Genomic DNA, 23,919 nt, shown 5'->3' with positions numbered 1-23,919 from the left:
TTAATGTGTTGTGATCTCGCTGTGACTAACTTGAATTCCTGCTAAAAAGTTCTACAGGTTTACTGAAAGAGTCTGCACCTGACTTTACTCACCACGACCAGGGCATCGACTTACCACTCCATTTGGTGATTCAAAGCTTACTCACTTAGAGGTAAGCCAATTTTGATTTAGATCATCTTTACCCCAAGCTGACACCTTTCAGCAGCAACAATTATCGCCTTTGCGAGGATGGGGTTTGAATAAGTGTCGTTACGTTTTGCGCGGCAGATCTTAAGAACCTTATGCAGCCTGAAAGACAGTGAAAAGCACTGATAAATGCGCGTTAATCCAGATGAAAATTCGAAGTAATGCCATGGCAAACCCAGGGGTTTTCCCGTACATTAGCCGCCAGTAAATTGGCCCTTTCAGGAGCATCACGTGAATCCGGCACTTTTAGACCTTTCCGGCTATATCAAATTTTTTGTTGGGCTGTTTGCTTTGGTGAATCCGGTGGGGATCATTCCGGTGTTTATCAGCATGACCAGTTATCAGGTTGCAGCTGCCCGTAATAAAACCAATCTGACCGCCAACGTATCGGTGGCGATTATCCTCTGGACCTCGCTGTTTCTCGGTGATGGCATCCTGCATATCTTTGGCATCTCTATCGATTCCTTCCGTATTGCCGGCGGGATCCTGGTGGTGACGATTGCGATGTCTATGATCAGCGGGAAACTGGGCGAAGATAAGCAGAACAAACAAGAAAAATCAGAGTCCGCGATCAGAGAAAGTATTGGCGTGGTTCCGCTGGCGTTGCCTTTAATGGCTGGGCCGGGTGCGATCAGCTCAACCATAGTCTGGAGTACCCGTTATCACAGCTGGCAAAACCTGTTGGGATTCAGCGTGGCAATTGCCCTGTTTGCGTTCTGCTGCTGGCTGTTATTCAGGGCAGCCCCTCTGATGGTCAGAGTGCTGGGTCAGACGGGTATAAACGTCATCACCCGTATTATGGGCCTGTTGCTGATGGCATTAGGTATTGAGTTTGTGGTCACCGGATTGCGGGCTTTATTCCCGGGATTAGTCACGTAAAAAAACCCGCACTGAAAAACCCCCTGAAAAGCGCATAATCTGCGCTTTTTTTTTGGCTGCAACAAAATGAAGCACCAAATCAGTGCAAATGGGCCTTTTTAAGCACTGTGTTAGTGCAATTATTCATTTCGCTTAACTTGCCGTTGCGGTTATTAATGTAATTACTGCAAACGTCTGCAACTCCCTCATCCAGCAATGCTTATTGATGAATTGTTACTTTTTTAACACTGTATATTGCCGTGTCAGTTGCGCATTACCAGATTTATATCCTGTAAAAAACCATCATCGTAATATCTAAAGCTGAAAACAGCGCGAAGTGAAGAAATTAGATTAAATTTTGCACTATGACACCAGTCAAAGTGGGTGTTTTATAGGCGTTAATGCACTTAACTATCTATTTATCATTAGGTTATGTGTTAATTTCACTTGTTAAATAACATTTCATCATATTAATTAGTTGTGATAAAAGAGAATTAGGTAACATTTTTGTCATTTTGCTTTGGCGTAAAAATCAGCGTTCTGATAGTTTTCGAATGCTTTGTTTAAAACTGGCATCGGATGTGCAATTGACTACCACTTTTTCCGATTTGGCTGCCGATCCACGAACACAGGTTATCAACGCTTAATGAAATGCATTCCGTTTTCCCGTCAGCATCTGAGTCAGGCCGTTATCTTGAGTTTGACTATCGGTACCGGCAGCGCAATGGCCGCTTCAGTACCCGCAGGTATTAACCTGGCCGCACAGCAGTCCATGGTGATTAACAACGGCACGGAAGTGTCTTCACTGGATCCGCAAAAAGTTGAGGGTGTGCCGGAAAGCAACATCATTCTGAACCTGCTGGAAGGTCTGACAACCACTGACAACAACGGGCATGTGGTTCCGGGCGTGGCGGAAAGCTGGCAAAGCGAGCAGGGGAAAGTCTGGACGTTCACCCTGCGTGCTGACGCAAAGTGGAGCAATGGTGAGCCTGTCACCGCCGCTGATTTTGTCTACAGCTGGCAGCGTCTGGTCGATCCAAAAACGGCTTCGCCTTATGCCAGCTACCTGCAATATGCCCATATTGAAAATATCGATGACATCCTGGCGGGGAAGAAGCCGGCCAGTGAGCTGGGCGTGAAGGCGCTGGACGATCGCCATCTTCAGGTGACCCTGAGCGAACCCGTTCCTTATTTTATCGCCCTAACCGCGCATACCTCGCTGAAACCGGTCTATCGCAAGGCGATAGAGCAGTGGGGCGAGCAGTGGACACTGCCGGGCCACTATGTTGGTAACGGCGCCTATACGTTAGGTGAGTGGGTGATTAACGAGAAGATCGTGGTCAAGCGCAACCCGCTGTATTGGAACAATGCCAAATCGGTGATTGAAACCGCCACCTTCCTACCGATCGCGTCAGAGTCCGGCGACGTTAACCGCTACCGTAGCGGTGAAATCGACATGACCAACAGCGCTTTACCGCCGGATTTATTCCCAACGCTGAAGAAAACGCTGGGCACGCAGGTGCGCATCAGCCCGTTGCTTTGCACCTTCTATTATGAGCTGAACAACAAACGCGCGCCGTTTAACGATCCCCGGGTACGTACCGCGGTGAAGTTGACGCTCGACCGCAGCATCATCACCGACAAAATTATGGGCCAGGGACAGATCCCGGCCGGTGGCTTCACGCCGCCGTTTATTGATGGTGCCGAATTAACCCAGCCAGACTGGATGAAGCTGACTCAGCAGCAGCGTAACGAGCAGGCCAAAAAACTGCTGGTGGAAGCCGGTTACAGCAGCGCGAAACCACTGACCTTCAGCCTGCTTTACAACACCTCTGATGTGAATAAAAAGCAGGCCATTGCCGCTGCATCAATGTGGAGTAAAAACCTGGGGGCCAAAGTCTCGCTGGATAACCAGGAATGGAAAACCATGCTCGATACCCGTCATCAGGGGAATTTCGACGTGGCGCGTGCAACCTGGTGTTCGGATTACAACGAACCCTCGACTTTCCTCAACGCCATGTTAAGCAACTCTTCCAGCAATACGGCGTTTTATAAAAGCGACAAATTCGATGCGCTGATCGCGAAATCACTGACCGTTTCTGATCGTGAGCGTCCGGCCGTTTATCAGCAGGCTGAACAGCAGCTCGATCGTGATTCGGCTATCGTGCCGGTTTATTACCGCGTCAGCGCACGCTTGGTAAAACCCTGGGTTGGCGGGTTTACCGGCAAAGATCCTCAGGATCTGACCGACGTGAAGTATTTTTACATCGTTAAGCATTGAGATTGGGCGAACGTTTTCGACCGATCGCAAAGAAAGAAACAGGCAGGGTAAAGCACCATCACCAGGCGGATCCACGTTCCGGTTCGCCAGGCAAATAACCCGATAACGGGGGTAGCTGATGATTATTCAGACCACATTAGCAATGATAAAAACTGGAGTAGGTAACTCATGACCAACATCACGAAAAAAAGCCTGATTGCTCTTGGCATTATGACTGCGCTGGCAGGCAATCTGGCTATGGCTGCTACGGTGCCTGCGGGCGTCGATTTAGCGGCAAAACAGGAGCTGGTAAAGGGCAATGGCGATGAAGTTCAGTCCCTTGACCCACACAAAATTGAAGGTGTGCCTGAATCCAACGTCAGCCGTGACCTGCTTGAAGGTCTGGTGATCAGTGATACTCAGGGGCATCCAATCCCTGGCGTGGCAGAAAGCTGGGAAAACAAAGACGGCAAAGTCTGGACCTTCCATCTGCGTAAGAATGCCAAATGGTCCAACGGTGAGCCTGTAACCGCGCAGGACTTCGTTTATAGCTGGCAGCGCCTGGCCGATCCTAAAACCGCGTCGCCCTATGCCAGTTACCTGCAATACGGTCATCTGGAAAACATCGATGACATCATCGCCGGCAAGAAAAGCCCTGACACACTGGGCGTGAAGGCGCTGGATGCCAACACCTTACAGGTGACGCTGAGCGAAGCGGTTCCTTACTTCTTCAAATTACTGATCCACCCATCCATGTCTCCGGTTTATAAACCAGCCGTGGACAAATTCGGTGAGAAGTGGACTCAGCCGGAAAACTGGGTCGGTAACGGCGCGTTCAAATTACAGGCGCACGTGATCAACGAACGTATCGTGGTCGTGCGTAACCCGGACTACTGGGACAACGCCAACACCAAACTGGATAAAGTGACTTTCCTGCCAATTTCGTCTGAAGTCAGCGACGTTAACCGCTACTTCAGTAACGATGGCAGCGACATGACCTACAACAACATGCCAATCGAGCTGTTCAAAAAACTGCAGCGCGATAACCCGAAAGAGCTGCATGTTGATCCGTACCTGTGTACTTACTACTACGAAATCAACAACCAGAAAGCACCATTCACCGACCCACGCGTTCGTGAAGCGCTGAAGCTGGGCCTGGACCGTGACATCATGGTTAACAAGGTGCTGGCACAGGGTCAACTGCCGGCCTACAGCTACACGCCGCCAGCCACCGACGGTGCCAACCTGACCAAGCCAGAGTGGTTCAGCTGGTCTCAGGACAAACGTAATGCCGAAGCGAAAAAACTGCTGGCGGAAGCGGGCTACACTGCCGACAAGCCACTGACCTTCGAGCTGCTGTATAACACTTCCGATCTGCACAAAAAGCTGGCGATTGCCGCCTCGTCGATCTGGAAGAAAAACCTCGGCGTGAACATCAAGCTGAACAACCAGGAGTGGAAAACCTTCCTGGATACGCGTCACCAGGGCAACTTTGACGTTTCCCGTGCCGCATGGTGCGCGGACTACAACGAACCGAGCTCGTTCCTGAACACCATGATTTCTGACAGCAGCTCCAACACGGCTCACTATAAGTCAGCGGCATTCGATAAAGTGATGGCCGATTCTGCGAAAGCCAGTGATGAGAAAAGCCGTAGCGACCTGTACGCCAAAGCCGAGCAAATCCTTGATAAAGACTCAGCAATCGTTCCGGTCTACTACTACGTGAACGCCCGTCTGGTGAAAACCTACGTCGGTGGCTACACCGGTAAAGATGCGCTGGACAACGTGTACGACAAAAATCTGTATATCATCAAGCATTAATCGCAACAATTTGGGGGAAGGGCGACCTTCCCCCAGCGTGTATATTTTAAGCAGTGCTGAGGCACAAGCCAGCAGGTACGGGCAATGGTAAAATTCATCTTTCGTCGTTTTCTGGAAGCGATTCCGACGTTACTTATTCTGATTACTATCTCCTTCTTTATGATGCGCTTAGCACCGGGAAGTCCTTTTACCGGTGAACGCACGCTGTCGCCTGAGGTGATGGCCAATATCGAAGCCAAATACCATCTGAACGATCCGATCTGGAAGCAGTACACCAACTATCTGGTGCAGCTGGCCCACGGAGATTTCGGTCCTTCGTTCAAATACAAAGACTATTCGGTTAACTATCTGGTCGGCCATGCGTTCCCGGTCTCCGCAAAACTGGGACTGGCTGCATTTCTTCTCGCGGTGATCCTCGGGGTAGCTGCTGGCGTCATCGCCGCATTAAAGCAGAACACCAAGTGGGACTTTGTGGTGATGGGGGTGGCAATGACCGGCGTGGTGATACCCAGCTTCGTGGTTGCGCCGTTGCTGGTTCTGATCTTCGCGATAGCGTTGAAATGGCTGCCGGGCGGTGGCTGGAACGGTGGCGAGGTCAAATATATGATCCTGCCGATGGTCGCTCTGTCACTGGCCTATATCGCCAGCATCGCGCGTATTACCCGCGGCTCAATGATTGAGGTTCTGCACTCTAACTTTATCCGTACGGCACGCGCCAAAGGGTTACCGATGCGCCGCATCGTGCTGCGCCATGCGCTGAAACCCGCCATGCTGCCGGTGCTCTCGTACCTCGGGCCGGCCTTTGTCGGGATCATCACCGGTTCGATGGTGATCGAAACCATTTATGGTCTGCCGGGTATCGGTCAGCTGTTTGTGAATGGCGCATTAAACCGCGACTACTCGCTGGTGCTGAGCCTGACCATTCTGGTAGGTGTGCTGACCATTCTGTTCAATGCGATTGTTGACGTGCTGTATGCCGTTATCGATCCAAAAATTCGTTATTAATCGCGGAGCTCGCCATGATGTTGAGTAAGAAAAAGAGCGAAGCTCTCGAAGCCTTCAGCGAAAAGCTGGAAATAGAAGGCCGTAGCCTGTGGCAGGATGCGCGTCGACGCTTTATCCACAACCGTGCCGCCTTAGCCAGCCTGGTCGTGCTGCTGTTGATTGCCCTGTTTGTCATCTTTGCGCCGATGCTGTCGTCCTTTACCTATGACGATACCGACTGGGGCATGATGTCAGCTGCGCCGGATATGGTGTCAAAACACTACTTCGGCACCGATTCATCGGGCCGCGATCTGCTGGTGCGTGTGGCGATTGGCGGACGTATCTCGCTGATTGTGGGGATTGCTTCTGCGCTGGTGGCGGTGCTGGTCGGCACGCTGTACGGCTCGCTGGCAGGCTATCTGGGCGGCAAAACCGACTCGGTGATGATGCGCCTGCTGGAAATCCTTAACTCCTTCCCGTTCATGTTCTTCGTGATCCTGTTGGTGACCTTCTTCGGCCGCAATATTCTGCTGATTTTCGTCGCTATCGGCCTGGTTTCCTGGCTGGATATGGCGCGTATTGTGCGCGGCCAAACCCTGAGCCTGAAGCGCAAAGAGTTTATTGAAGCCGCCCACGTTGGCGGGGTCTCCACCTTCAGCATCGTACTGCGTCACATCGTGCCGAACGTACTGGGCGTGGTGGTGGTGTACGCCTCGCTGCTGGTGCCAAGCATGATCCTGTTTGAGTCCTTCCTGAGCTTCCTTGGCCTGGGCACCCAGGAGCCGCTGAGTAGCTGGGGCGCGCTGCTGAGCGACGGGGCGAACTCCATGGAAGTCTCGCCATGGCTGCTGATGTTCCCGGCCGGTTTCCTGGTGGTGACGCTGTTCTGTTTCAACTTTATCGGCGATGGCCTGCGTGATGCCCTCGACCCGAAAGATCGTTAAGGAGTTTCCCGATGAGCGTAATTGAAATGCAGCCAGCAATGGCAAAAAAAGCGGGAACCGACCTTCTGCTGGACGTAAAAGATCTGCGCGTCACCTTTGGTACGCCAGACGGTGATGTCACTGCCGTGAACGATTTGAACTTCAATCTGCGTGCCGGTGAAACCCTTGGCATCGTGGGTGAGTCCGGTTCCGGAAAATCCCAGACGGCCTTTGCCCTGATGGGGCTGTTGGCGAACAACGGCCGTATTGGCGGCTCTGCGCTGTTTAATGGCAATGAAATCCTCAATCTGCCAGAGAATAAGCTGAACAGACTGCGTGCCGAGCAGATTGCGATGATCTTCCAGGACCCGATGACTTCACTGAACCCGTATATGAAGGTCGGTGAACAGCTGATGGAAGTGCTGAAGCTGCACAAGGGCATGAACAGTGCTCAGGCCTTCGAAGAGTCAGTGCGAATGCTGGATGCGGTGAAAATGCCGGAAGCGCGCAAGCGAATGAAGATGTATCCACATGAATTCTCCGGCGGCATGCGCCAGCGCGTAATGATTGCCATGGCGCTGCTGTGCAAGCCGAAGCTGCTGATTGCAGATGAGCCGACCACCGCGCTGGATGTGACGGTGCAGGCACAGATCATGACGCTGCTGAACGATCTGAAACGCGAATTCAATACCGCCATCATTATGATCACCCACGATCTGGGTGTCGTCGCCGGGATCTGTGACCGCGTGCTGGTGATGTATGCCGGAAGAACGATGGAATATGGCACCGCACGTGACGTGTTCTATCAGCCAACGCATCCTTACTCGATTGGTTTACTGAATGCGGTGCCCCGTCTGGATGCAGAGGAAGGTGACTCGTTAGTGACCATCTCCGGTAATCCACCAAACCTGCTGCGTTTACCAAAAGGCTGTCCGTTCCAGCCTCGTTGCCAACATGCGATGGAAATCTGTTCCACCGCGCCGCCGCTGGAGCCATTTGGTGAAGGACGCCTGCGTGCCTGCTTTAAACCCGTGGAGGAGCTGGTATGAGCGCGGTAGCTGAAAAGAAAGTTCTGTTAGAAATTGCCGATCTCAAAGTCCATTTTGATATCAAAGACGGTAAGCAGTGGTTCTGGCAACCGTCAAAAACCCTGAAAGCCGTTGATGGTGTCAGCCTGCGCCTCTACGAAGGTGAGACGTTAGGCGTGGTCGGTGAATCCGGTTGCGGCAAGTCGACGCTGGCGCGCGCCATCATCGGACTGGTCAAGGCTACCGAAGGGCGCGTTGCCTGGCTGGGTCGCGATCTGCTGGGGCAGTGTGAAGAAGAGTGGCGCAGAGCGCGCAGCGATATCCAGATGATTTTCCAGGATCCGCTGGCTTCACTGAATCCACGCATGAACATTGGCGATATCATCGCTGAGCCATTGCGCACCTACCATCCTAAAATGCCGCGCCAGGAAGTGAAGGAGCGGGTAAAAACGATGATGATGAAGGTGGGCCTGCTGCCAAACCTGATCAACCGTTATCCCCATGAATTCTCCGGCGGCCAGTGTCAGCGAATCGGTATTGCCCGTGCATTGATCCTCGAGCCAAAACTGATCATCTGTGATGAACCGGTTTCTGCGCTGGACGTGTCGATTCAAGCGCAGGTGGTCAATCTGTTGCAGAAACTGCAGCGTGAAATGGGCCTGTCACTGATTTTCATCGCGCATGACCTGGCGGTAGTCAAGCATATTTCCGACCGCGTTCTGGTGATGTATCTGGGCCATGCGGTGGAGCTGGGTACTTATAAAGAGGTGTATCAGAATCCACAGCATCCTTACACCAGAGCCTTGATGTCAGCCGTGCCGATCCCCGATCCGGACCTGGAAAAAAACAAGGTGATTCAGCTGCTGGAAGGGGAACTGCCTTCGCCAATCAATCCGCCGTCAGGCTGCGTATTCAGAACGCGCTGCCCGATTGCCGGACCGGAATGCGCGATAACCCGTCCGTTGCTGGAGGGAAGCTTCCATCATGCGGTATCCTGTCTGAAGGTCGATCCGCTGTAAGCCAAACGAAAAAGGCCGGGCAATTTGCCCGGCCTTTTAACTCTCTGCGCTGAAAAAATTATTCACGCCACAGGATATGGCACAGCTTGTTGTCTTTCTCACGGCACAGCAGCACGCGGGCAAAGACATCATTGATCGGCTCGCCATCAGCATCGCCCAGACCAATCACCACTTCACAGAAGAAGTCCGGGTTCAGATCATAATCCACATGCTCAGACCAGTCTTCTGAAGGATCGAAGAGTTCGGCGCCGCCACGCTCTTCAAACTGAAGATTGAACAAAATGATATCGGCTGGATCAAGATTATCACCCGCCAGCTCCAGGAAAATATCGTAGGCCTGTTCAAGGGTTTCATCTTCGGTAAGGCGGTTATTTAAATCCATAACATTTCCCATAATGCCCCTGCGGGCGCTGTGCAATTCCGCTCGTTTTACAGCAACGGACTAAAGAAGTAAAACAGTCGTTCAACAATACGCTGCCAGTAGGCACGTCTTGACCAACGCTGGCCATCAACCAGCCGCGATCGGGCGATATAATCGTCCTGTACGCGGGCCAGATCGCCACCAAAACCATCATCGTCAATCACCATAGTGATTTCAAAATTCAGCCACAGGCTGCGCATATCGAGATTCACCGTGCCCACCAGACTGAGCTGACCATCGACCAGCACGCTCTTGGTATGCAGCAGACCGTCTTCAAACTGGTAAATCTTCACGCCGGCGGCCAGCAGCTCGGCAAAAAAGGCCCGGCTCGCCCAGCCAACCAGCATTGAATCGTTATGGCGCGGCACAATAATGCTGACGTCGACGCCGCGCAGAGCGGCGGTGCAGATGGCATGCAGCAAATCATCGCTGGGTACAAAGTAGGGCGTGGTCATAATCAGCTGCTCACGGGCGGCATACACCGCGGTGAGCAATGCCTGATGGATCAGGTCTTCCGGGAAGCCGGGCCCGGAAGCGATCACCTGGATGGTATGACCGCTTTCCTCTTCAAACGGCATGATGTTGCCGTCGGGCGGTGGCGGCAATATGCGTTTACCGGTCTCAATCTCCCAGTCACAGGAGTAGATGATGCCCATGGCGGTGGCAACGGGACCTTCCATACGGGCCATCAAATCGATCCACTGACCTACGCCGGCATCCTGCTTAAAGTAACGCGGATCGACCAGGTTCATACTGCCGGTATACGCGATGTAATTATCAATTAGCACGATTTTGCGGTGCTGACGCAGATCCATGCGGCGTAAAAACACGCGCCACAGGCTGACCTTAAGTGACTCCACCACATCCACACCGGCATTGCGCATCATTGCCGCCCACGGGCTACGGAAGAACTGCACGCTACCGGCTGAATCCAGCATCAGTCGGCAATGCACGCCACGACGCGCTGCGGCCATCAGGCATTCTGCAACCTCATCGGCCAAGCCGCCTGGCTGCCAGATATAGAACACCATCTCGATATTATGGCGTGCCAACTGGATATCACGCACTAACGCCTTAAGCGTTTCATCGGTAGACGTGAGCAGCTGCAGCTGATTGCCTTTCACGCCGGCAATGCCCTGACGATTTTCACACAGCTGGAACAGGGAACGCGCCACATCGCTGTTTTCATGCGAGAAGATGTGGTGACAGGACTTTAAATCATTCAGCCACCGGGCGGTTGACGGCCACATGGTGCGGGCGCGCTCGGCGCGGCGTTTACCCAGATGCAGCTCACCGAACGACAGATAGGCGATGATCCCTACAAGCGGCAGAATATAAATAATCAGTAGCCAGGCCATGGCAGACGGTACGGCGCGGCGCTTCATCAGGATACGTAGCGTAACCCCGGCGATCAGCAGCCAGTAGCCAAATACCAGCAGCCAGCTGAGTACTGAATAAAATGTCGTCATGTAAGTGGAAGTCCTGTTCACGCTTGAATAGAGGGAGTTTACGTGTTGATGACAGCAGGCGAAACCTTTTCCTTTTTAAAGTCATCGGACCTGGCGGGCATTAAGAAAGGTCTATAATGCGGCGCGAGTTTTTCAAGTGAAGAGGGCAAGATGAGACGGAGTAGAAATGAAGTTGCACGCTGGCGCATGTCACGGCAGATTCAGCGGCGCAGAGCACGCTGGCTGGAAGGGCAATCCCGCAGATATGGCCGGATGCATCTCATCCGCCACCAGGTGAGCCAGCAACAACGCCGGTCTATTCTTTTCATTACCCAGATCCCTTGAAATAATTTGCCGGGACGATCGCTTTCCAGGTAATGTACCCGGCAAACACCAGGCGCGTCATTAAATAGGCGTTTGTCGGCTTCAACTCGGTGACAAGGGGTGACGAGAACGTGTTTTGATGTTAGGGTGTTGTCTCTTAAGCAAAAAAAGTAGGTTTCTATCTCTAAGTTAAAATACCAATGCCCATCATGTTGCGGCAGCCAGTTTCGTTTCTCCATGCACAATGTCACCAGCAAGAATCCCCACGGCGCACTCTGCATCTTCTGCAAATCCATAATGACAGTGAGTTACTCTTTATTGCCTGTCTCATAATGCAGAACAGATAATGCGTGCCGACCATCGCTGAGCAGAACCCTCAAATCAGCTCTGCGATGTCATTTTTATTTTTACATCTGTGATAACCCCTCCACGTTAATTAGGCCACCTCCCATAAAGAGCTTGATTCGTTTTACGCAATAAGAGCCGAACGTAAGCAAGAGAGGGGAAAAAATCGATAGGGATCAGGGCATGATCACAGGCATTAATTATGTAAGTAATGATACCTATTCTCATCATCAAAATGGCCCGTATAATGGCTGCGGCATTTTTTCGAAACAGAAGTTCCTGGGGATGTGGAGAGTTTGATGAGTAAGATGCAGCCCGGAGGGTTGGCGATGATCATTTCCGCCAATGTTTCAGAAAACATAGGTAAAATTGTCGAACTGATCAATTTTTTAGGCCCAAGTAAAAGCGATATCAGTGGTGAGGTCGCTCCCGCCTGGTACGTGAAGTGTGAGTCAGGACTTCTAACAACGGAAGGGAGAAATATTATGCGTGCGGGCATTTTCAGCCGGCGTTTAATGCCCCTCAGTGGCCAGGACAAACTTCATACGCAACTCCGACAAGTGGAGAGGGTGAATGAATGAAGGCACCAGGTTGTTGAAACCGTAGAAATGCAAATGCGACTCCACCACGTTTAGCCCCCGGCAAGAGCGCCCATTCCGTCTGCTCTCCCCAATATGCCATCGAACCCGCTAACCCACCGCAGCCCTATTCATAGGTCAATTATCAGCCCTTTCATTGCCCGTCACTGATGCGCCGGCTGACGATATAAACGTGAATATGAAATGATGAGCCAGAAAAACGGTGGGTACTTAGATGTGTACCGATTGGATTTTCTGGCTCTATTCAATCATCACAACCGATTGAATATCATAATTTATCCGCGTAATCAGAACACGCGTTTGAAAGGCTTCACCGCAACCTGCTTATACACGCCTGCGGCGATATAAGGGTCATCCTGCGCCCAGGACTGCGCCTCTTCCAGTGACGGGAACTCAGCAATAACCGTTGAGCCGCTAAAGCCCGCTTTGCCTGGCTCGTTACTGTCCACCACTGGCATTGGGCCAGCCACAATCAGCCGACCTTCATCCTGCAATAGTTGCAGACGCGCAAGGTGAGCAGGACGTACAGCGGTACGCTTCTCGAGAGAATCAGCATTGTCTTCCGCGTAAATTACATAGAGCACGTTTACAACTCCTGTCAGGTCAATATCGTCGGCACTCACGTTAAGTGATCGTTAACCAATCTGCAAACTAAAGCGCACTCTGGCTTGATTAGGCGCAGCTCAGTGCGTTTTTCTTGTTAAATCGCCGCGGTAAAGCCGAGAGGTTGTTGAAACTGATTGCTATTTGCATTTACAATTGCGCTTCAACACTAACAGCAGAAATATTATGACGACGCTTGCAGAACATTCTTTACCCCGCCGTATTTCACTGCCGACGCTGTTCTCATTAGGACTGCATGCCGCGGTGATTGGGGGGATCCTTTATGCTTCTTTTCACCAGGTTGTTGAAGTGCCCAAAGCGTCTCAGCCGATTAGCGTCTCCATGGTCGCACCTGAAGTGCAGCCGGAACCTCAGCCTGCACCGCAACCTGCGCCCGAGCCAGTCGCAGAGCCCGAGCCAGAACCGGTGCCTGAACCTGCACCAGAACCGCCGAAGCCTGAGCCGGTGCCAATCCCTAAACCGGTGCCGAAGCCCAAGCCTAAACCGGTGAAGAAGGAAGTGGTAAAACCGAAGAAAGAGGTTAAGCCGCACACTGAACCGCGTCAGGCTTCGCCGTTCAACAACGAGAAGACGGCGGTGGCGCCTAAGCCTTCAACCGCGCCGAAAACGTCGCCAGCGCCATCCACAGCGGTTTCTACCGGACCTAAGGCCCTGAGCGTTGGCAAGCCTGCCTATCCCGCACGTGCCTTTGCACTGCGGATGGAAGGCCGGGTGCGTGTGCAGTTCGACGTAGACAGTTCTGGTGAGGTGGGTAACATTCGCATTCTGTCGGCTGAGCCGCGCAATATGTTTGAGCGTGAAGTGAAGCAGGCGATGAAGAAATGGCGTTATGAAGCCAATAAGCCGGGCAAAGACATGACCATGAATATCGTGTTCAAGATTAACGGCGGCAGCAGCATCGAATAGAAAAAGGCGGGGAGACCCGCCTTTTTGTTGTCCGATCAACAGGTAAACCCGACAACCTTAACCCTGTTCGACGTAGCTGAAGTTGCTTTTCCCTTCAGGCAGCGGACGCGATTTCCCGGCACCATCAACGGCAACATAGACAAATACCGCTTCCGTGGTGCAGTAGCGCTGACCAATGGGTTCAGAAGAGACTTTCTTGATCCACACTTCGATATTGATGGTGATCGAGCTGGTGCCGGTGCGGATGCAACGTGCGTGACAGCTCACCACATCGCCAACGGCAACCGGCTTCAGAAAGGTCATGCCATCGGCCCGCACGGTCACCACGCGACCACCGGCAATCTCTTTCGCCAGGATCGCACCACCCATATCCATTTGTGACATCAGCCAGCCACCAAAGATATCGCCATTGGCGTTGGTATCTGCAGGCATGGCTAGCGTACGCAGCACCATCTCGCCCTGCGGCACTCTGTTGTTGTCATCATTCATTGTCAGGCTTCTCAGTAAAAAAGGGCAAAAAGCCCGGACGATTGCCGGGCTCTGTGATTATTTTTCTTCTTGTGGCATCAGACGATAAATATACAGACCGCTGACGACGGTAAAGAGCAGGGTGAGTCCGGTCAGACCGAACACTTTAAAATTAACCCAAAACTCCTGAGATAACCAAAACGCCACGTAGATATTTGCCAGACCGCAGGCGAAGAAGAAAATCGCCCAGGCAATATTCAGTTTTTTCCAGGCGAAAGACGGCAGGGTCAGCTCTTTACCCAACATGCTCTGGATCAACGGCTGCTTCATCCAGAACTGGCTGAACAGCAACGCAACGGCAAATAACGTGTAGATCACGGTCACTTTCCACTTGATGAACTCATCGTTATGGAACACCAGCGTCAGGGTGCCAAACACGGCAACCAGCACGAAAGTGATAATGGTCATTTTTTCCAGCTTGCGATACAGCACCCAACTGATGACTAAGGTCAGCGCGGTAGCGGCGATTAAGGCGCCTGAGGCGACAAAAATATCGTACAGCTTATAGAAGATGAAAAAGACCACGAGTGGAAGGAAATCGAGTAACTGCTTCATAAAGGCTTCCGGATACCAGGCTTAGAAATTACGTAGCGACTGCGAGCCCTGAAGCTCGCAGCGGCCATTAACGTAATAGCATATACAGGCGATAGAGGTAAATGATCAGTATCGCTGAGACAAGGTTACTGAGCGCGTTCAGTACCACCGAGGCGACATTGGCCGGCAGGATGGTCAGTGAAGAGGCGAGGAACAGCACCACCACTTTAGCCAGCAGCCAGACGGCAATCGCCGGAGCAACCACCTTCATCTGGCTCCATACCAGACGGGTACTGGTCCGCATGGCGGCAAAGATACCGACCTTCTCTGTTGACAGGATCACCGGTGCCAGCGACAGCACCACGGCCAGAATTAGTCCGGGTACAACCAGCGCCATAAACCCAAGCTGAATAATCAGCGTCATCAGGAACACCAGCAGCAGCAAGCGTGGCAGCGTCGGCGCAGAGGCACCAATCGCACGCAGTGCACTGACGCGCTGACCGGCTGACACCATCGGCAGCAGGCTGAGCATACCGCCGAGCAGCAAAGTGTTGCCTACCAGCGAGGCAAAGGTGCCGGCCGCAGAGGCTTTCAGCAGGACGCGTTGCTGATCGGGCGACATATTTTGCACCATTTCGATCAGGCTCATGCCAGAACCATTGTCACCGTCGGTCAGGATCGATAACTGATCGGCGCCAGGCGTGAGCGCATGACCAATCAGCACGGTAATAAAAGAGGTGAGCAGTGCCATCAGAATGATGGTAACCAGTTGATGGCGGAAAAAATTCCCCGTGTCACGGTATAACGAACCTGCCGTGAATGACATGTAGACTCCTTGAACAGCCGATTATTGCGATCCGGCGATTGTACATGGTCTGCGGGCAACCTGGCACCCTGACTTACATAACTTTCGATTAAAGAAGGTATTAGCGGTCAGTAAAGCGCATTTTTCAGCGCACTCCAATTTACCGTGATTTGACCCGCAGAGGGGAAAGACTGGCGACGCGGTGTTGAATAAAGCCAGAAAATTGATCTAAATCAACTCTATGTTTTTTAAGGACTTTGAAAGAATTGATTTGGGTGATCTTTGCAAAAATTAACGTAAAACTGTCGCCAATAAAAACAACGATTGCGCGATAGCGTATTTTTTTGCAAAGGAGTGGATATGAAAGTGAAAGCGTTGGTTCTGGCGGTGGTGGCATTACTGCCCGTGGCGGCTTCTGCTCATCAGGCAGGGGATTTCTTTATGCGTGCAGGCTCTGCCACGGTTCGACCTACCGGTGGATCGGATAACGTGCTTGGCCTCGGAGAATTCGACGTCAGTAATAATACCCAGCTTGGGTTGACGTTTACCTATATGGCGACCGACAACATTGGTATTGAACTGCTTGGCGCGACGCCGTTCCGCCATAAGGTCGGCCTGGGTGCTACCGGGACGCTGGCTACCGTTCATCAGCTGCCGCCAACGCTGATGGCACAATGGTATTTCATGGGCAATACCAGCAAAGTACAGCCGTATATGGGCATCGGTGTTAACTACACTATGTTCTATGATAACGATTTCAACCAGACAGGTCGTGACGCAGGATTAAGTAATCTGAGCGTGAAAAACTCGTGGGGACTCGCCGGTCAGGTGGGCCTGGATTATCAGCTGACCCCGGACTGGATGCTGAATGCGTCGGTGTGGTACATGGACATCGACACCAAAGTCGGCTTTGATTCCCCTGCCGGCCATCAGAGCATCGATACGCGCATCAACCCGGTGGTGTTCTTCTTCGGTGCGGGCTACCGTTTCTAATCTGCTGCTCAAAATGAAAAAAGGCGCTAATCAGCGCCTTTTGTTTTCAGCAGACAAAAATTACTTAATCTGCATATTGTTGGTTACAGCGGTAACGCCTTTAACAGTACGGGTCACCTGCACCGCACGGTTAGCTGCTGCTGAGCTGGAAACGAAGCCGCTCAGCTGTACGCGACCCTTAAAGGTTTCTACGTTGATCTCAGTAGATTTCAGGTCTTTAGCATTAAGCAGTTCGGATTTCACTTTAGTGGTAATCACGGTGTCATCGAGGTAACCGCCGGTGCCTTCTTTCGTTGGCGTAGGCGCACAGGCGCTGACTGTGATAGCGACAACAGCCGCAATAACCATACCCGTCAGGACTTTAAACAACTTCATTGTAATCTCCCTGTCATTCACTATTTGGCTTAAGCCGTGTGTACAGAATCTCTCTGTCTCAGAAGCTTAGCCAGAGTCCGGAATATTTCCAGCGCAGGATGTAATAAAGAGTGAAAAAATAATGCCTTACCCGGACGGATAAGGCATTTAAGGCAAATTAACGCGTGGCCGCTTTCAGCGAGCTGACGAAAGCCTTCAGTTCAGCCAGCATCACCGGTGGGTTGGCATGGTTTTTCTCGATGATCTTCACCACGGCAGAACCCGAGATAGCACCGGCGGCACCGGCCTGCAGCGCCTCTGTGACCTGGCCTGGCTCAGAGATACCAAAGCCCTGAATGGGAGGAGCGGCATGATACTCGTGCAGTTTATCCACCAGATGCTGCAGCGAATGGCTGACGCCACGGCTTTCCGTGCCGGTTACGCCCGCACGGGACAGCAGGTAGGTGTAGCCACGGCCATGAGAAGCAATCTCACGCAGCAGGTCATCACTGGCGTTAGGCGGACAGATAAAGATCGGTGCTACGTTGTGACGCATGGCTGACTGACGGAACGGAGCAGACTCTTCAATCGGCACGTCGGCGACCAGCACCGAATCCACACCCACTTCTTCGCAACGCGCATAGAAGTTATCGATGCCGTTGGAGAACACCAGGTTGGCGTACATCAACAGACCAATCGGGATCTCCGGATATTTCTGGCGAATGGTTTTCAGCATTTCAAAGCATTGTGACGGTGTCACGCCGGCCGCGAAGGCACGCAGGGCTGCACCTTGAATCGTGGGTCCATCCGCCAGCGGATCCGAGAATGGGATGCCTAACTCCAGCGCATCTGCGCCGCCTTCTACCAGCGCATCAATGATCTGCAGGGAGAGTTCCGGCGTGGGATCGCCCAGCGTCACGAAAGGGACAAACGCACCTTCTTTCTTCTCAGCAAGGCGTTTAAAAAGCAGGTCGTAACGCTCCATTAAATTTCTCCCTTAGCGGTCAGAATGTCATGAACGGTGAAGATATCTTTATCGCCGCGTCCGGAAAGATTTACCACCAGAAGCTGTTCTTTCTCTGGCGCGTCACGCATCATTTTCAAGGCGTGGGCAAGGGCGTGGGAAGATTCCAGCGCCGGGATGATACCTTCGCTGCGACAGAGGATTTTAAAGGCATCCATCGCTTCATCATCGGTAATCGAAACATATTCCGCACGACCAATGCTGTTCAGATAGGCGTGCTGCGGGCCGACTGAAGGGAAGTCGAGGCCTGCAGAAATGGAGTAGGACTCTTCAATCTGTCCATCCTCGGTCTGCATCATTGGCGACTTCATGCCAAAGTAGATGCCCACGCGGCCATGTTTTAACGGCGCGCCGTGCTCACCAGACTCAATACCGTGACCGGCTGGCTCGACACCAATCAAGCCGACCGACGCGTCATCGATGAAATCAGCAAACATTCCGATAGCGTTCGAGCCGCCACCGACACAGGCGATCACCGCATCCGGCAGGCGACCTTCGCGATCGAGGATCTGCGCTTTAGTCTCTTCACCAATCATGCGCTGGAATTCGCGAACGATAGTGGGGAACGGGTGCGGGCCTGCAGCGGTGCCAAGCATATAGTGTGCGGTATCATAGCTGCCGGACCAGTCGCGCAGCGCCTCATTACAGGCATCTTTCAGCGTTGACGAACCGCTGTGTACCGGGATCACTTCTGCACCCATCAGACGCATTCTGAAGACGTTAGGCGACTGACGTTCGATGTCCTTGGCGCCCATATAAATGCGGCATTTCAGACCAAGTAACGCACTGGCTAAGGCGGAAGCAACGCCGTGCTGTCCGGCGCCGGTCTCCGCGATGATTTCGGTTTTGCCCATGCGCTTGGCCAGCAACGCCTGTCCCAAAACCTGGTTGGTCTTGTGCGCGCCACCGTGCAGCAAATCTTCACGTTTCAGGTATAAACGGGTTTTGGTGCCCGCGGTAAGGTTCTTACACAGCGTCAGCGCGGTAGGGCGACCGGCATAGTTTTTCAGCAGGTCGGTAAATTCAGCCTGAAATTCCGGGTCGCGCTGGGCGCTGACAAAGGCTTCTTCCAGCTGATTCAGGGCTGGCATCAGGATTTGCGGCACATACATGCCGCCAAACTCACCAAAATAGGGATTTAATAAGGTCATTTCGCTTCTCTTATCGTTACAGGGGCCGCAGTTTGTCGCCGCCCCAACGGTCAGTACGCCTTCAGGGTATGGAACACCGAGGCAATCTTCGAGGCATCTTTAATTCCAGGGGCACTTTCCACCCCGGAATTGAAATCAAGACCGGCACAGCCGAGCTGGGCGGCTTCAACACAGTTGTCTGCACCCAGACCACCGGCAAGCAGCACATTGTTCAGCGATTCGCCCTGCAGCAGGGACCAGTCAAAGCGTTTGCCGCTGCCGCCGTTACCGTTATCCAACACGTAACGATCGATGTGTGGCCAGTCACGGGCAGGGAGCGATTCTTTGATGCTGAAGGCTTTCCAGATCTTCACCGTTTCAGGCAGTTCGGCGCGCAAGGCGGCAACAAACGTCTGGTCTTCATCGCCGTGCAGTTGCACCGCCTGCAGGTTAAGCGCATTAGCATAAGTGACAATGTCACTGACGGTGTTATTACGGAACACGCCAACGTACTTCAGCGGTGCGCCAGCCATGACCAGACGGGCCTGCTCAACATCAACCTGACGAGGAGAACCTTCGGCGAAGATCAGCCCACCGTAAATGGCTCCGGCTTCATGCGCGCTGCGGGCATCTTCTTCACGCGTCAACCCACAGACCTTGTTGTCACCGAGCATCACCCTGCGAATCGCAGCAGAGAGGTCGTCTTCGGACATCAGGGCAGAGCCAATCAGGAAGCCGTTAGCAAAGTGGCTAAGGTCGCGCACCTGAGAATAACGGTTAATACCGGATTCACTGATCACCGTAACGCCATGCGCCACTTTAGGCGCGAGGCGACGCGTGCGGTCCAGATCGATCGACAGGTCGCGCAAATCGCGGTTGTTGATGCCGATGACTTTCGCGCCTAATGCGGTAGCGCGTTCAAGCTCTTCATCACTGATCACTTCCGTCAGCACGCCCATATTCAGGCTGTGGGCCACGGCCGCTAGCTGGCGGTACTGGTCATCATTCAATACTGAAAGCATCAGTAAGATGGCATCTGCCTGATAGAAACGTGCCAGGTACACCTGATACGGATCGATCATAAAGTCTTTGCACAGTACCGGTTGGGTGATCGCGGCACTGACGATTGGCAGGAAATCAAAACTTCCCTGGAAATATTTCTCGTCGGTCAGTACTGAAACCGCAGACGCGTAGTGCTTGTAGATCCCGGCGATGGTCGCAGGATCAAAGTCTTCGCGGATCAGCCCTTTGGACGGCGAGGCTTTTTTGCATTCAAGAATGAAAACGGTCCTGGCGCCCTGCAGCGCATGGTAAAAGCTGCGGGTGGACGGTTTGACGTCATTTTGAAAGGAGGACAGCGGCTGCTGTTGCTGGCGTTCGCTCAACCAGACCGCTTTGTCCTGCACAATTTTATTCAGTACGGTTTCCTGCATGATTATCCTCTTGCTGCCAGAGCGACAACGCGCTCGTAAGCCTGACCACTCCGTATGGTGCGCAGCGCGTGCTGAGCATTCTCACGTAAATCTTCATGACCAAAAATTTTCAATAGCAGAGCGACGTTAGCGGCAACCGCTTCTTCGTGCGCGCGCTCGCCTTTACCCTGGAGTAATCGGGTCAGAATGTCACGGTTTTCTTCCGGCGTTCCGCCTGCCAGCGCCTCCTGCGGATAGCTGTTCAGACCAAAGTCTTCTGGCGTCAGCTGGTAGCTGGTAATTTCGCCTTCGCGCAGTTCTGCAACGTGGGTTGCGCTGTGCAACGCCACTTCATCCATGCCGCCGCCGTGAACCACCGCAGCACGCTGATAGCCTAACACTTTCAATGTCTGCGCAATCGGCAGCACCAGCTCAGGGCTGTAAACGCCAATCACCGCCAGCGGCGGACGCGCCGGGTTAATCAGCGGACCAAGCACGTTGAATATTGTGCGGGTCTTTAACTGCTGGCGAACCGGCATCGCATGGCGGAAGCCGGTGTGATACTGCGGCGCAAACAGGAAGCAGACATTCAGATCATCCAGCGCCTGACGAGCCTGCTCAGCCGGCAGATCCAGACTGATGCCGAAAGCGGCCAGCAAATCAGAGGAACCGGATTTGCTGGAGACGCTGCGGTTACCGTGCTTGGCGACTTTCAGGCCGCAGGCCGCGGCCACAAAGGCGCTGGCGGTCGAAATATTAATGCTGTTGCTGCCGTCACCACCGGTACCGACGATATCGGCAAAGGCATACTCCGGGCGCGGGAAGGGTTTCGCATCTTCCAGCAGTGCGGTTGCGGCACCGGCAATTTCTTCCGGACGTTCGCCGCGGACTTTCATCGCAATCAGCGCGGCGGCCAACTGAGTGGGTTCCAGCTGTCCGGTAATAATCGCTGAAAACAGCTGGTGGCTTTCCGCCTGCGTCAGGGTGTTGGCCTGGTAAAGTTTTTCAAGAATAGCGTTCATCAGTGTCTCCTTGTTTTACGCCAGCGCCCAGGCGAGTGTTTGTTCCAGCAAAATTGCGCCTTGCGTGGTGAGAATGGATTCCGGATGGAACTGAAAGCCACAAACCCGGTCCTTATCGTGACGAACAGCCATCACCATGCCGTTAAAGGTGGCGTTAACCGTCAGCTCTTCTGGCACGTTACTGCCGACCAGCGAGTGATAGCGGGCGACGGGCAGTGGGTTGGTCAACCCGGCAAACATGCCGCAATCGTCATGCGCAATCGCCGACGCCTTACCGTGCAGGATTTCGCCTGCCTGGCCCACATGGCCGCCGTAAGCCTCCACAATCGCCTGATGACCCAAACAAATGCCGATAATCGGCAGGCGGCCGCGCAGGCGGGTCAGCATTTCTGGCATGCAGCCCGCTTCAGACGGCGCGCCAGGGCCCGGTGACAACATCAGCACCGGATTTTCCATGCTCTGCAGGCGTTCAATCAGCGTATCTGCAGGCACGTTGTTCCGATAAATCACCACGTTATGGCCAAAGGCGCGTAACTGGTCGACGAGGTTGTAAGTAAACGAGTCAATATTGTCGAGCAGCAGAATATCGGCCATCAGAAAATCTCCTTGCAGTGATGTGCGGTTGCGATAGCGCGCAACACTGCGCGAGCTTTATTGCGGCTCTCATCGGCTTCAGCCTGAGGCACAGAGTCCAGAACCACGCCGGCGCCGGCTTGAACCGTTGCCACGCCGTCTTCCACATAGGCTGAACGGATAACAATACAGGTATCCAGATCGCCGCTGGCGGTGAAGTAGCCCACCGCGCCACCGTAGCTACCGCGACGGGTGCCTTCCGCGCCGGCAATCAGCTGCATCGCACGCACTTTCGGCGCGCCGCTCAGCGTGCCCATATTCATGCAGGCGCTGTAAGCGTGCAGCACATCCAGATCTTCACGCAGGGTTCCCACCACGCGTGACACCAGATGCATCACAAACGAGTAGCGGTCGACTTTGGTCAGGTCGGCAACGTAGCGGCTGCCGGGTTCACAAATCCGGGCCAGGTCGTTACGCGCCAGGTCAACCAGCATCAGATGCTCAGCCAGCTCTTTATGGTCAGTCCGCATTTCCAGCTCGATGCGGCTGTCCAGATCGCGGTTCAGGGAACCATCCGCATGGCGACCGCGTGGGCGCGTACCGGCAATAGGATAGATTTCAATCTGACGGCTGATGGCATCATATTTCAGCGAGCTTTCTGGTGACGCGCCGAACAGACTGAAGTCCTGATCCTGCATAAAGAACATATAAGGACTTGGGTTGCTGTTTTTCAGCGTGTCATAAGCGGCCAGCGGAGAAGGGCAAGGCAGCGAGAAGCGGCGGGAAGGCACCACCCTGGAAAATTTCACCGATGCGGATAGCGTCCTGCATCTGGCGAACCACTGCGCAATACTCTTCATCACTCTGGTTGACGCTCAGCGCCATCTCTTCAACCTGCTGAACCGGCAGCGGGTGAGCGGGTTGCAACATCTGAGCGTGTAACTGTTCGATACGGCTTTGCAGACGTAAGAACTCGGTTGGGGCAGGCGTAAACAGAGAAGCCTGCAGGCGCGCCGTCTGGTTTTGATGGTCAATCACCAGCAGGGTTTCGGCCAGATAAAAGCAGTAATCCGGGCAGCGTTGCTGGTTCTCCAGCGCCGGCAGGTCTTCAAAACTGGCGACCAGGTCATAGGCGAACAGACCGCCTAACAGCACGGCTTTGCGCTCTTCAGCCGGGCTGTTAACCAGCTGCGGGATCAGACGCAGCGCATCGAACACCGAGGTGGCTTTCAGGCGGGAATCTTCATCCTGCACTTCAGTATTGGCCGGGAAGGTCAGTTCGCGCCCATCGGGGCGGACGGTGCTGATGACCGAATCCGGCAGTGCGGCATCAAGCAAAGGCAGGATGGCGCGGCCATTCTCTGAAAGCGCCTGAACGGTCACGCTGTTTCCCAGCGCCTTGATGCGCAGCGCGCTGTCGACGATCAGCAGGCTTTGCAGATTTTTTTTGCTGTCGATGTCAGCAGACTCAAGCAGCAGCGTAGCCGGGCGCGCACCACACAACTGATGAAACACGGCGGCCGGATCCTCGCGATAAGGTGCGTTGCCGGTAATCAACTTCACTGTAGGTTTGGCATTTTGCATGAGGTCTGTTCTCTACATTTTACTAAAAAAAAGGCCCGCTTTTGGCGGGCCTGGGTATCTGCACAACGTCTGGTTGCGTGCATGACTCCTTCGCCCATTCAGGGAGAAGTGCGCCACCAACCAGTCATCATCGTCTGTGTCATAGTCATGATTGCGATACCCTTTCATGTGAACTTGCGTACTAGTTAACTGGTTCGCGGTAAAAAAGTCAATA

At 53.3% G+C, this 23,919-nt stretch carries 22 protein-coding genes, 2 pseudogenes and 1 other annotated feature; of the genes and pseudogenes, 12 read left to right on the top strand and 12 right to left on the bottom strand.

Going from position 1 to position 23,919, the window contains the following annotated elements; translation table 11 throughout:
* Positions 1-417 precede the first annotated feature (417 nt).
* From EBC_RS13755 to oppF, 7 genes are all read left to right on the top strand, one after another.
* Positions 418-1,065, top strand: coding sequence for a YchE family NAAT transporter (locus EBC_RS13755; protein ID WP_013202418.1), 648 nt, complete (start codon positions 418-420; stop codon positions 1,063-1,065).
* A 703-nt stretch (positions 1,066-1,768) separates the two neighbouring features.
* Positions 1,769-3,325 carry an ABC transporter substrate-binding protein gene (locus EBC_RS13750; RefSeq protein ID WP_231853718.1) on the top strand — a complete coding sequence of 519 codons (1,557 nt, stop codon included), beginning with the start codon at positions 1,769-1,771 and terminating at the stop codon, positions 3,323-3,325.
* Between the two features lie 168 nt (positions 3,326-3,493).
* Positions 3,494-5,125: an oligopeptide ABC transporter substrate-binding protein OppA gene (oppA, locus tag EBC_RS13745; protein WP_013202416.1), complete on the top strand. Its 1,632-nt coding sequence runs from the start codon at positions 3,494-3,496 to the stop codon at positions 5,123-5,125.
* 84 nt (positions 5,126-5,209) lie between these two features.
* Positions 5,210-6,130, top strand: coding sequence for an oligopeptide ABC transporter permease OppB (gene oppB, locus EBC_RS13740; RefSeq protein WP_013202415.1), 921 nt, complete (start codon positions 5,210-5,212; stop codon positions 6,128-6,130).
* 14 nt (positions 6,131-6,144) lie between these two features.
* Positions 6,145-7,053, top strand: a complete 909-nt coding sequence (gene oppC / locus EBC_RS13735; RefSeq protein WP_013202414.1) for an oligopeptide ABC transporter permease OppC — start codon at positions 6,145-6,147, stop codon at positions 7,051-7,053.
* An 11-nt stretch (positions 7,054-7,064) separates the two neighbouring features.
* The gene (gene oppD, locus EBC_RS13730; RefSeq protein ID WP_013202413.1) at positions 7,065-8,081 is read left to right on the top strand and encodes an ABC transporter ATP-binding protein; all 1,017 of its coding nucleotides are present in this window, start codon (positions 7,065-7,067) and stop codon (positions 8,079-8,081) included.
* Positions 8,078-9,079, top strand: a complete 1,002-nt coding sequence (oppF, locus tag EBC_RS13725) for a murein tripeptide/oligopeptide ABC transporter ATP binding protein OppF (RefSeq protein WP_013202412.1) — start codon at positions 8,078-8,080, stop codon at positions 9,077-9,079. The genes oppD and oppF overlap by 4 nt, the downstream gene beginning before the upstream one ends.
* A gap of 58 nt (positions 9,080-9,137) precedes the next feature.
* Here the strand turns inward: oppF and EBC_RS13720 are convergent, their stop codons facing one another.
* Together EBC_RS13720 and cls are read right to left on the bottom strand one after the other, a co-directional pair.
* Positions 9,138-9,461, bottom strand: coding sequence for an HI1450 family dsDNA-mimic protein (locus EBC_RS13720; RefSeq protein WP_041692021.1), 324 nt, complete (start codon positions 9,459-9,461; stop codon positions 9,138-9,140).
* 47 nt (positions 9,462-9,508) lie between these two features.
* Entirely contained in the window at positions 9,509-10,969 is a 1,461-nt protein-coding gene (gene cls / locus EBC_RS13715) for a cardiolipin synthase (protein ID WP_013202410.1), read from the bottom strand.
* Between the two features lie 150 nt (positions 10,970-11,119).
* Here cls and EBC_RS25790 point away from each other — a divergent pair, with 150 nt between their 5' ends.
* The 3 genes from EBC_RS25790 (at position 11,120) to EBC_RS13710 (ending at position 12,198) form a co-directional block, all read left to right on the top strand.
* Positions 11,120-11,293: a YciY family protein gene (locus EBC_RS25790; RefSeq protein WP_134824267.1), complete on the top strand. Its 174-nt coding sequence runs from the start codon at positions 11,120-11,122 to the stop codon at positions 11,291-11,293.
* Positions 11,294-11,452: 159 nt separating this feature from the next.
* A complete protein-coding gene (gene ymcF, locus EBC_RS26400; RefSeq protein WP_105759746.1) occupies positions 11,453-11,605 on the top strand; it encodes a cold shock small protein YmcF in 153 nt (50 codons plus the stop codon).
* A gap of 311 nt (positions 11,606-11,916) precedes the next feature.
* Positions 11,917-12,198 carry a hypothetical protein gene (locus EBC_RS13710; RefSeq protein ID WP_041692020.1) on the top strand — a complete coding sequence of 94 codons (282 nt, stop codon included), beginning with the start codon at positions 11,917-11,919 and terminating at the stop codon, positions 12,196-12,198.
* Positions 12,199-12,503: 305 nt separating this feature from the next.
* On the opposite strand, the gene EBC_RS13705 is transcribed toward EBC_RS13710, so the two are convergent.
* Positions 12,504-12,800, bottom strand: coding sequence for a YciI family protein (locus EBC_RS13705; protein WP_013202408.1), 297 nt, complete (start codon positions 12,798-12,800; stop codon positions 12,504-12,506).
* Positions 12,801-13,005: 205 nt separating this feature from the next.
* On the opposite strand from EBC_RS13705, the gene tonB reads away from it, so the two are divergent.
* On the top strand, positions 13,006-13,746 hold the full coding sequence (tonB, locus tag EBC_RS13700) for a TonB system transport protein TonB (protein ID WP_013202407.1): 741 nt from the start codon (positions 13,006-13,008) through the stop codon (positions 13,744-13,746).
* 57 nt (positions 13,747-13,803) lie between these two features.
* On the opposite strand, the gene yciA is transcribed toward tonB, so the two are convergent.
* The 3 genes from yciA to EBC_RS13685 form a co-directional block, all read right to left on the bottom strand.
* Positions 13,804-14,235, bottom strand: a complete 432-nt coding sequence (yciA, locus tag EBC_RS13695; protein WP_013202406.1) for an acyl-CoA thioester hydrolase YciA — start codon at positions 14,233-14,235, stop codon at positions 13,804-13,806.
* Between the two features lie 57 nt (positions 14,236-14,292).
* The gene (locus tag EBC_RS13690) at positions 14,293-14,829 is read right to left on the bottom strand and encodes a septation protein A (RefSeq protein ID WP_013202405.1); all 537 of its coding nucleotides are present in this window, start codon (positions 14,827-14,829) and stop codon (positions 14,293-14,295) included.
* A 67-nt stretch (positions 14,830-14,896) separates the two neighbouring features.
* On the bottom strand, positions 14,897-15,634 hold the full coding sequence (locus EBC_RS13685) for a YciC family protein (protein WP_013202404.1): 738 nt from the start codon (positions 15,632-15,634) through the stop codon (positions 14,897-14,899).
* 339 nt (positions 15,635-15,973) lie between these two features.
* Between EBC_RS13685 and ompW the strand changes: the two genes are divergently transcribed.
* On the top strand, positions 15,974-16,606 hold the full coding sequence (gene ompW / locus EBC_RS13680; RefSeq protein WP_013202403.1) for an outer membrane protein OmpW: 633 nt from the start codon (positions 15,974-15,976) through the stop codon (positions 16,604-16,606).
* A 60-nt stretch (positions 16,607-16,666) separates the two neighbouring features.
* On the opposite strand, the gene EBC_RS13675 is transcribed toward ompW, so the two are convergent.
* The 6 genes and pseudogenes from EBC_RS13675 to EBC_RS13645 form a co-directional block, all read right to left on the bottom strand.
* On the bottom strand, positions 16,667-16,981 hold the full coding sequence (locus EBC_RS13675) for a BON domain-containing protein (RefSeq protein ID WP_013202402.1): 315 nt from the start codon (positions 16,979-16,981) through the stop codon (positions 16,667-16,669).
* A gap of 157 nt (positions 16,982-17,138) precedes the next feature.
* A complete protein-coding gene (trpA, locus tag EBC_RS13670) occupies positions 17,139-17,945 on the bottom strand; it encodes a tryptophan synthase subunit alpha (protein WP_013202401.1) in 807 nt (268 codons plus the stop codon).
* Positions 17,945-19,135: a tryptophan synthase subunit beta gene (gene trpB / locus EBC_RS13665; RefSeq protein WP_013202400.1), complete on the bottom strand. Its 1,191-nt coding sequence runs from the start codon at positions 19,133-19,135 to the stop codon at positions 17,945-17,947. The genes trpA and trpB overlap by 1 nt, the downstream gene beginning before the upstream one ends.
* A 50-nt stretch (positions 19,136-19,185) precedes the next feature.
* A complete protein-coding gene (trpCF, locus tag EBC_RS13660; RefSeq protein ID WP_013202399.1) occupies positions 19,186-20,547 on the bottom strand; it encodes a bifunctional indole-3-glycerol-phosphate synthase TrpC/phosphoribosylanthranilate isomerase TrpF in 1,362 nt (453 codons plus the stop codon).
* 2 nt (positions 20,548-20,549) lie between these two features.
* Positions 20,550-22,142: pseudogene (gene trpD / locus EBC_RS26160) on the bottom strand (bifunctional anthranilate synthase glutamate amidotransferase component TrpG/anthranilate phosphoribosyltransferase TrpD).
* Positions 22,142-23,705, bottom strand: a pseudogene (locus EBC_RS13645) (anthranilate synthase component 1). Before EBC_RS13645 ends, trpD begins: the two co-directional pseudogenes overlap by 1 nt.
* Before the next feature lie 25 nt (positions 23,706-23,730).
* Positions 23,731-23,830, bottom strand: a sequence feature (Trp leader region).
* Between the last annotated feature and the right edge of the window lie 89 nt (positions 23,831-23,919).

This window comes from Erwinia billingiae Eb661 (assembly GCF_000196615.1).
In the GTDB taxonomy this organism is placed as follows: Bacteria; Pseudomonadota; Gammaproteobacteria; order Enterobacterales; family Enterobacteriaceae; genus Erwinia; species Erwinia billingiae.
This window is presented reverse-complemented; position numbering and strand designations above follow the sequence as displayed.

Coding starts and splice junctions, on each gene's coding strand:
- EBC_RS13710 (WP_041692020.1), top strand. CDS start 11,917: ATGAGTAAGATGCAGCCCGGAGGGTTGGCGATGATCATTTCCGCCAAT.
- oppF (WP_013202412.1), top strand. CDS start 8,078: ATGAGCGCGGTAGCTGAAAAGAAAGTTCTGTTAGAAATTGCCGATCTC.
- trpCF (WP_013202399.1), bottom strand. CDS start 20,547: ATGCAGGAAACCGTACTGAATAAAATTGTGCAGGACAAAGCGGTCTGG.
- tonB (WP_013202407.1), top strand. CDS start 13,006: ATGACGACGCTTGCAGAACATTCTTTACCCCGCCGTATTTCACTGCCG.
- EBC_RS13675 (WP_013202402.1), bottom strand. CDS start 16,981: ATGAAGTTGTTTAAAGTCCTGACGGGTATGGTTATTGCGGCTGTTGTC.
- oppD (WP_013202413.1), top strand. CDS start 7,065: ATGAGCGTAATTGAAATGCAGCCAGCAATGGCAAAAAAAGCGGGAACC.
- oppC (WP_013202414.1), top strand. CDS start 6,145: ATGATGTTGAGTAAGAAAAAGAGCGAAGCTCTCGAAGCCTTCAGCGAA.
- ompW (WP_013202403.1), top strand. CDS start 15,974: ATGAAAGTGAAAGCGTTGGTTCTGGCGGTGGTGGCATTACTGCCCGTG.
- trpB (WP_013202400.1), bottom strand. CDS start 19,135: ATGACCTTATTAAATCCCTATTTTGGTGAGTTTGGCGGCATGTATGTG.
- EBC_RS13685 (WP_013202404.1), bottom strand. CDS start 15,634: ATGTCATTCACGGCAGGTTCGTTATACCGTGACACGGGGAATTTTTTC.
- EBC_RS25790 (WP_134824267.1), top strand. CDS start 11,120: ATGAGACGGAGTAGAAATGAAGTTGCACGCTGGCGCATGTCACGGCAG.
- cls (WP_013202410.1), bottom strand. CDS start 10,969: ATGACGACATTTTATTCAGTACTCAGCTGGCTGCTGGTATTTGGCTAC.
- EBC_RS13720 (WP_041692021.1), bottom strand. CDS start 9,461: ATGGATTTAAATAACCGCCTTACCGAAGATGAAACCCTTGAACAGGCC.
- trpA (WP_013202401.1), bottom strand. CDS start 17,945: ATGGAGCGTTACGACCTGCTTTTTAAACGCCTTGCTGAGAAGAAAGAA.
- oppA (WP_013202416.1), top strand. CDS start 3,494: ATGACCAACATCACGAAAAAAAGCCTGATTGCTCTTGGCATTATGACT.
- EBC_RS13750 (WP_231853718.1), top strand. CDS start 1,769: ATGGCCGCTTCAGTACCCGCAGGTATTAACCTGGCCGCACAGCAGTCC.
- EBC_RS13690 (WP_013202405.1), bottom strand. CDS start 14,829: ATGAAGCAGTTACTCGATTTCCTTCCACTCGTGGTCTTTTTCATCTTC.
- oppB (WP_013202415.1), top strand. CDS start 5,210: ATGGTAAAATTCATCTTTCGTCGTTTTCTGGAAGCGATTCCGACGTTA.
- yciA (WP_013202406.1), bottom strand. CDS start 14,235: ATGAATGATGACAACAACAGAGTGCCGCAGGGCGAGATGGTGCTGCGT.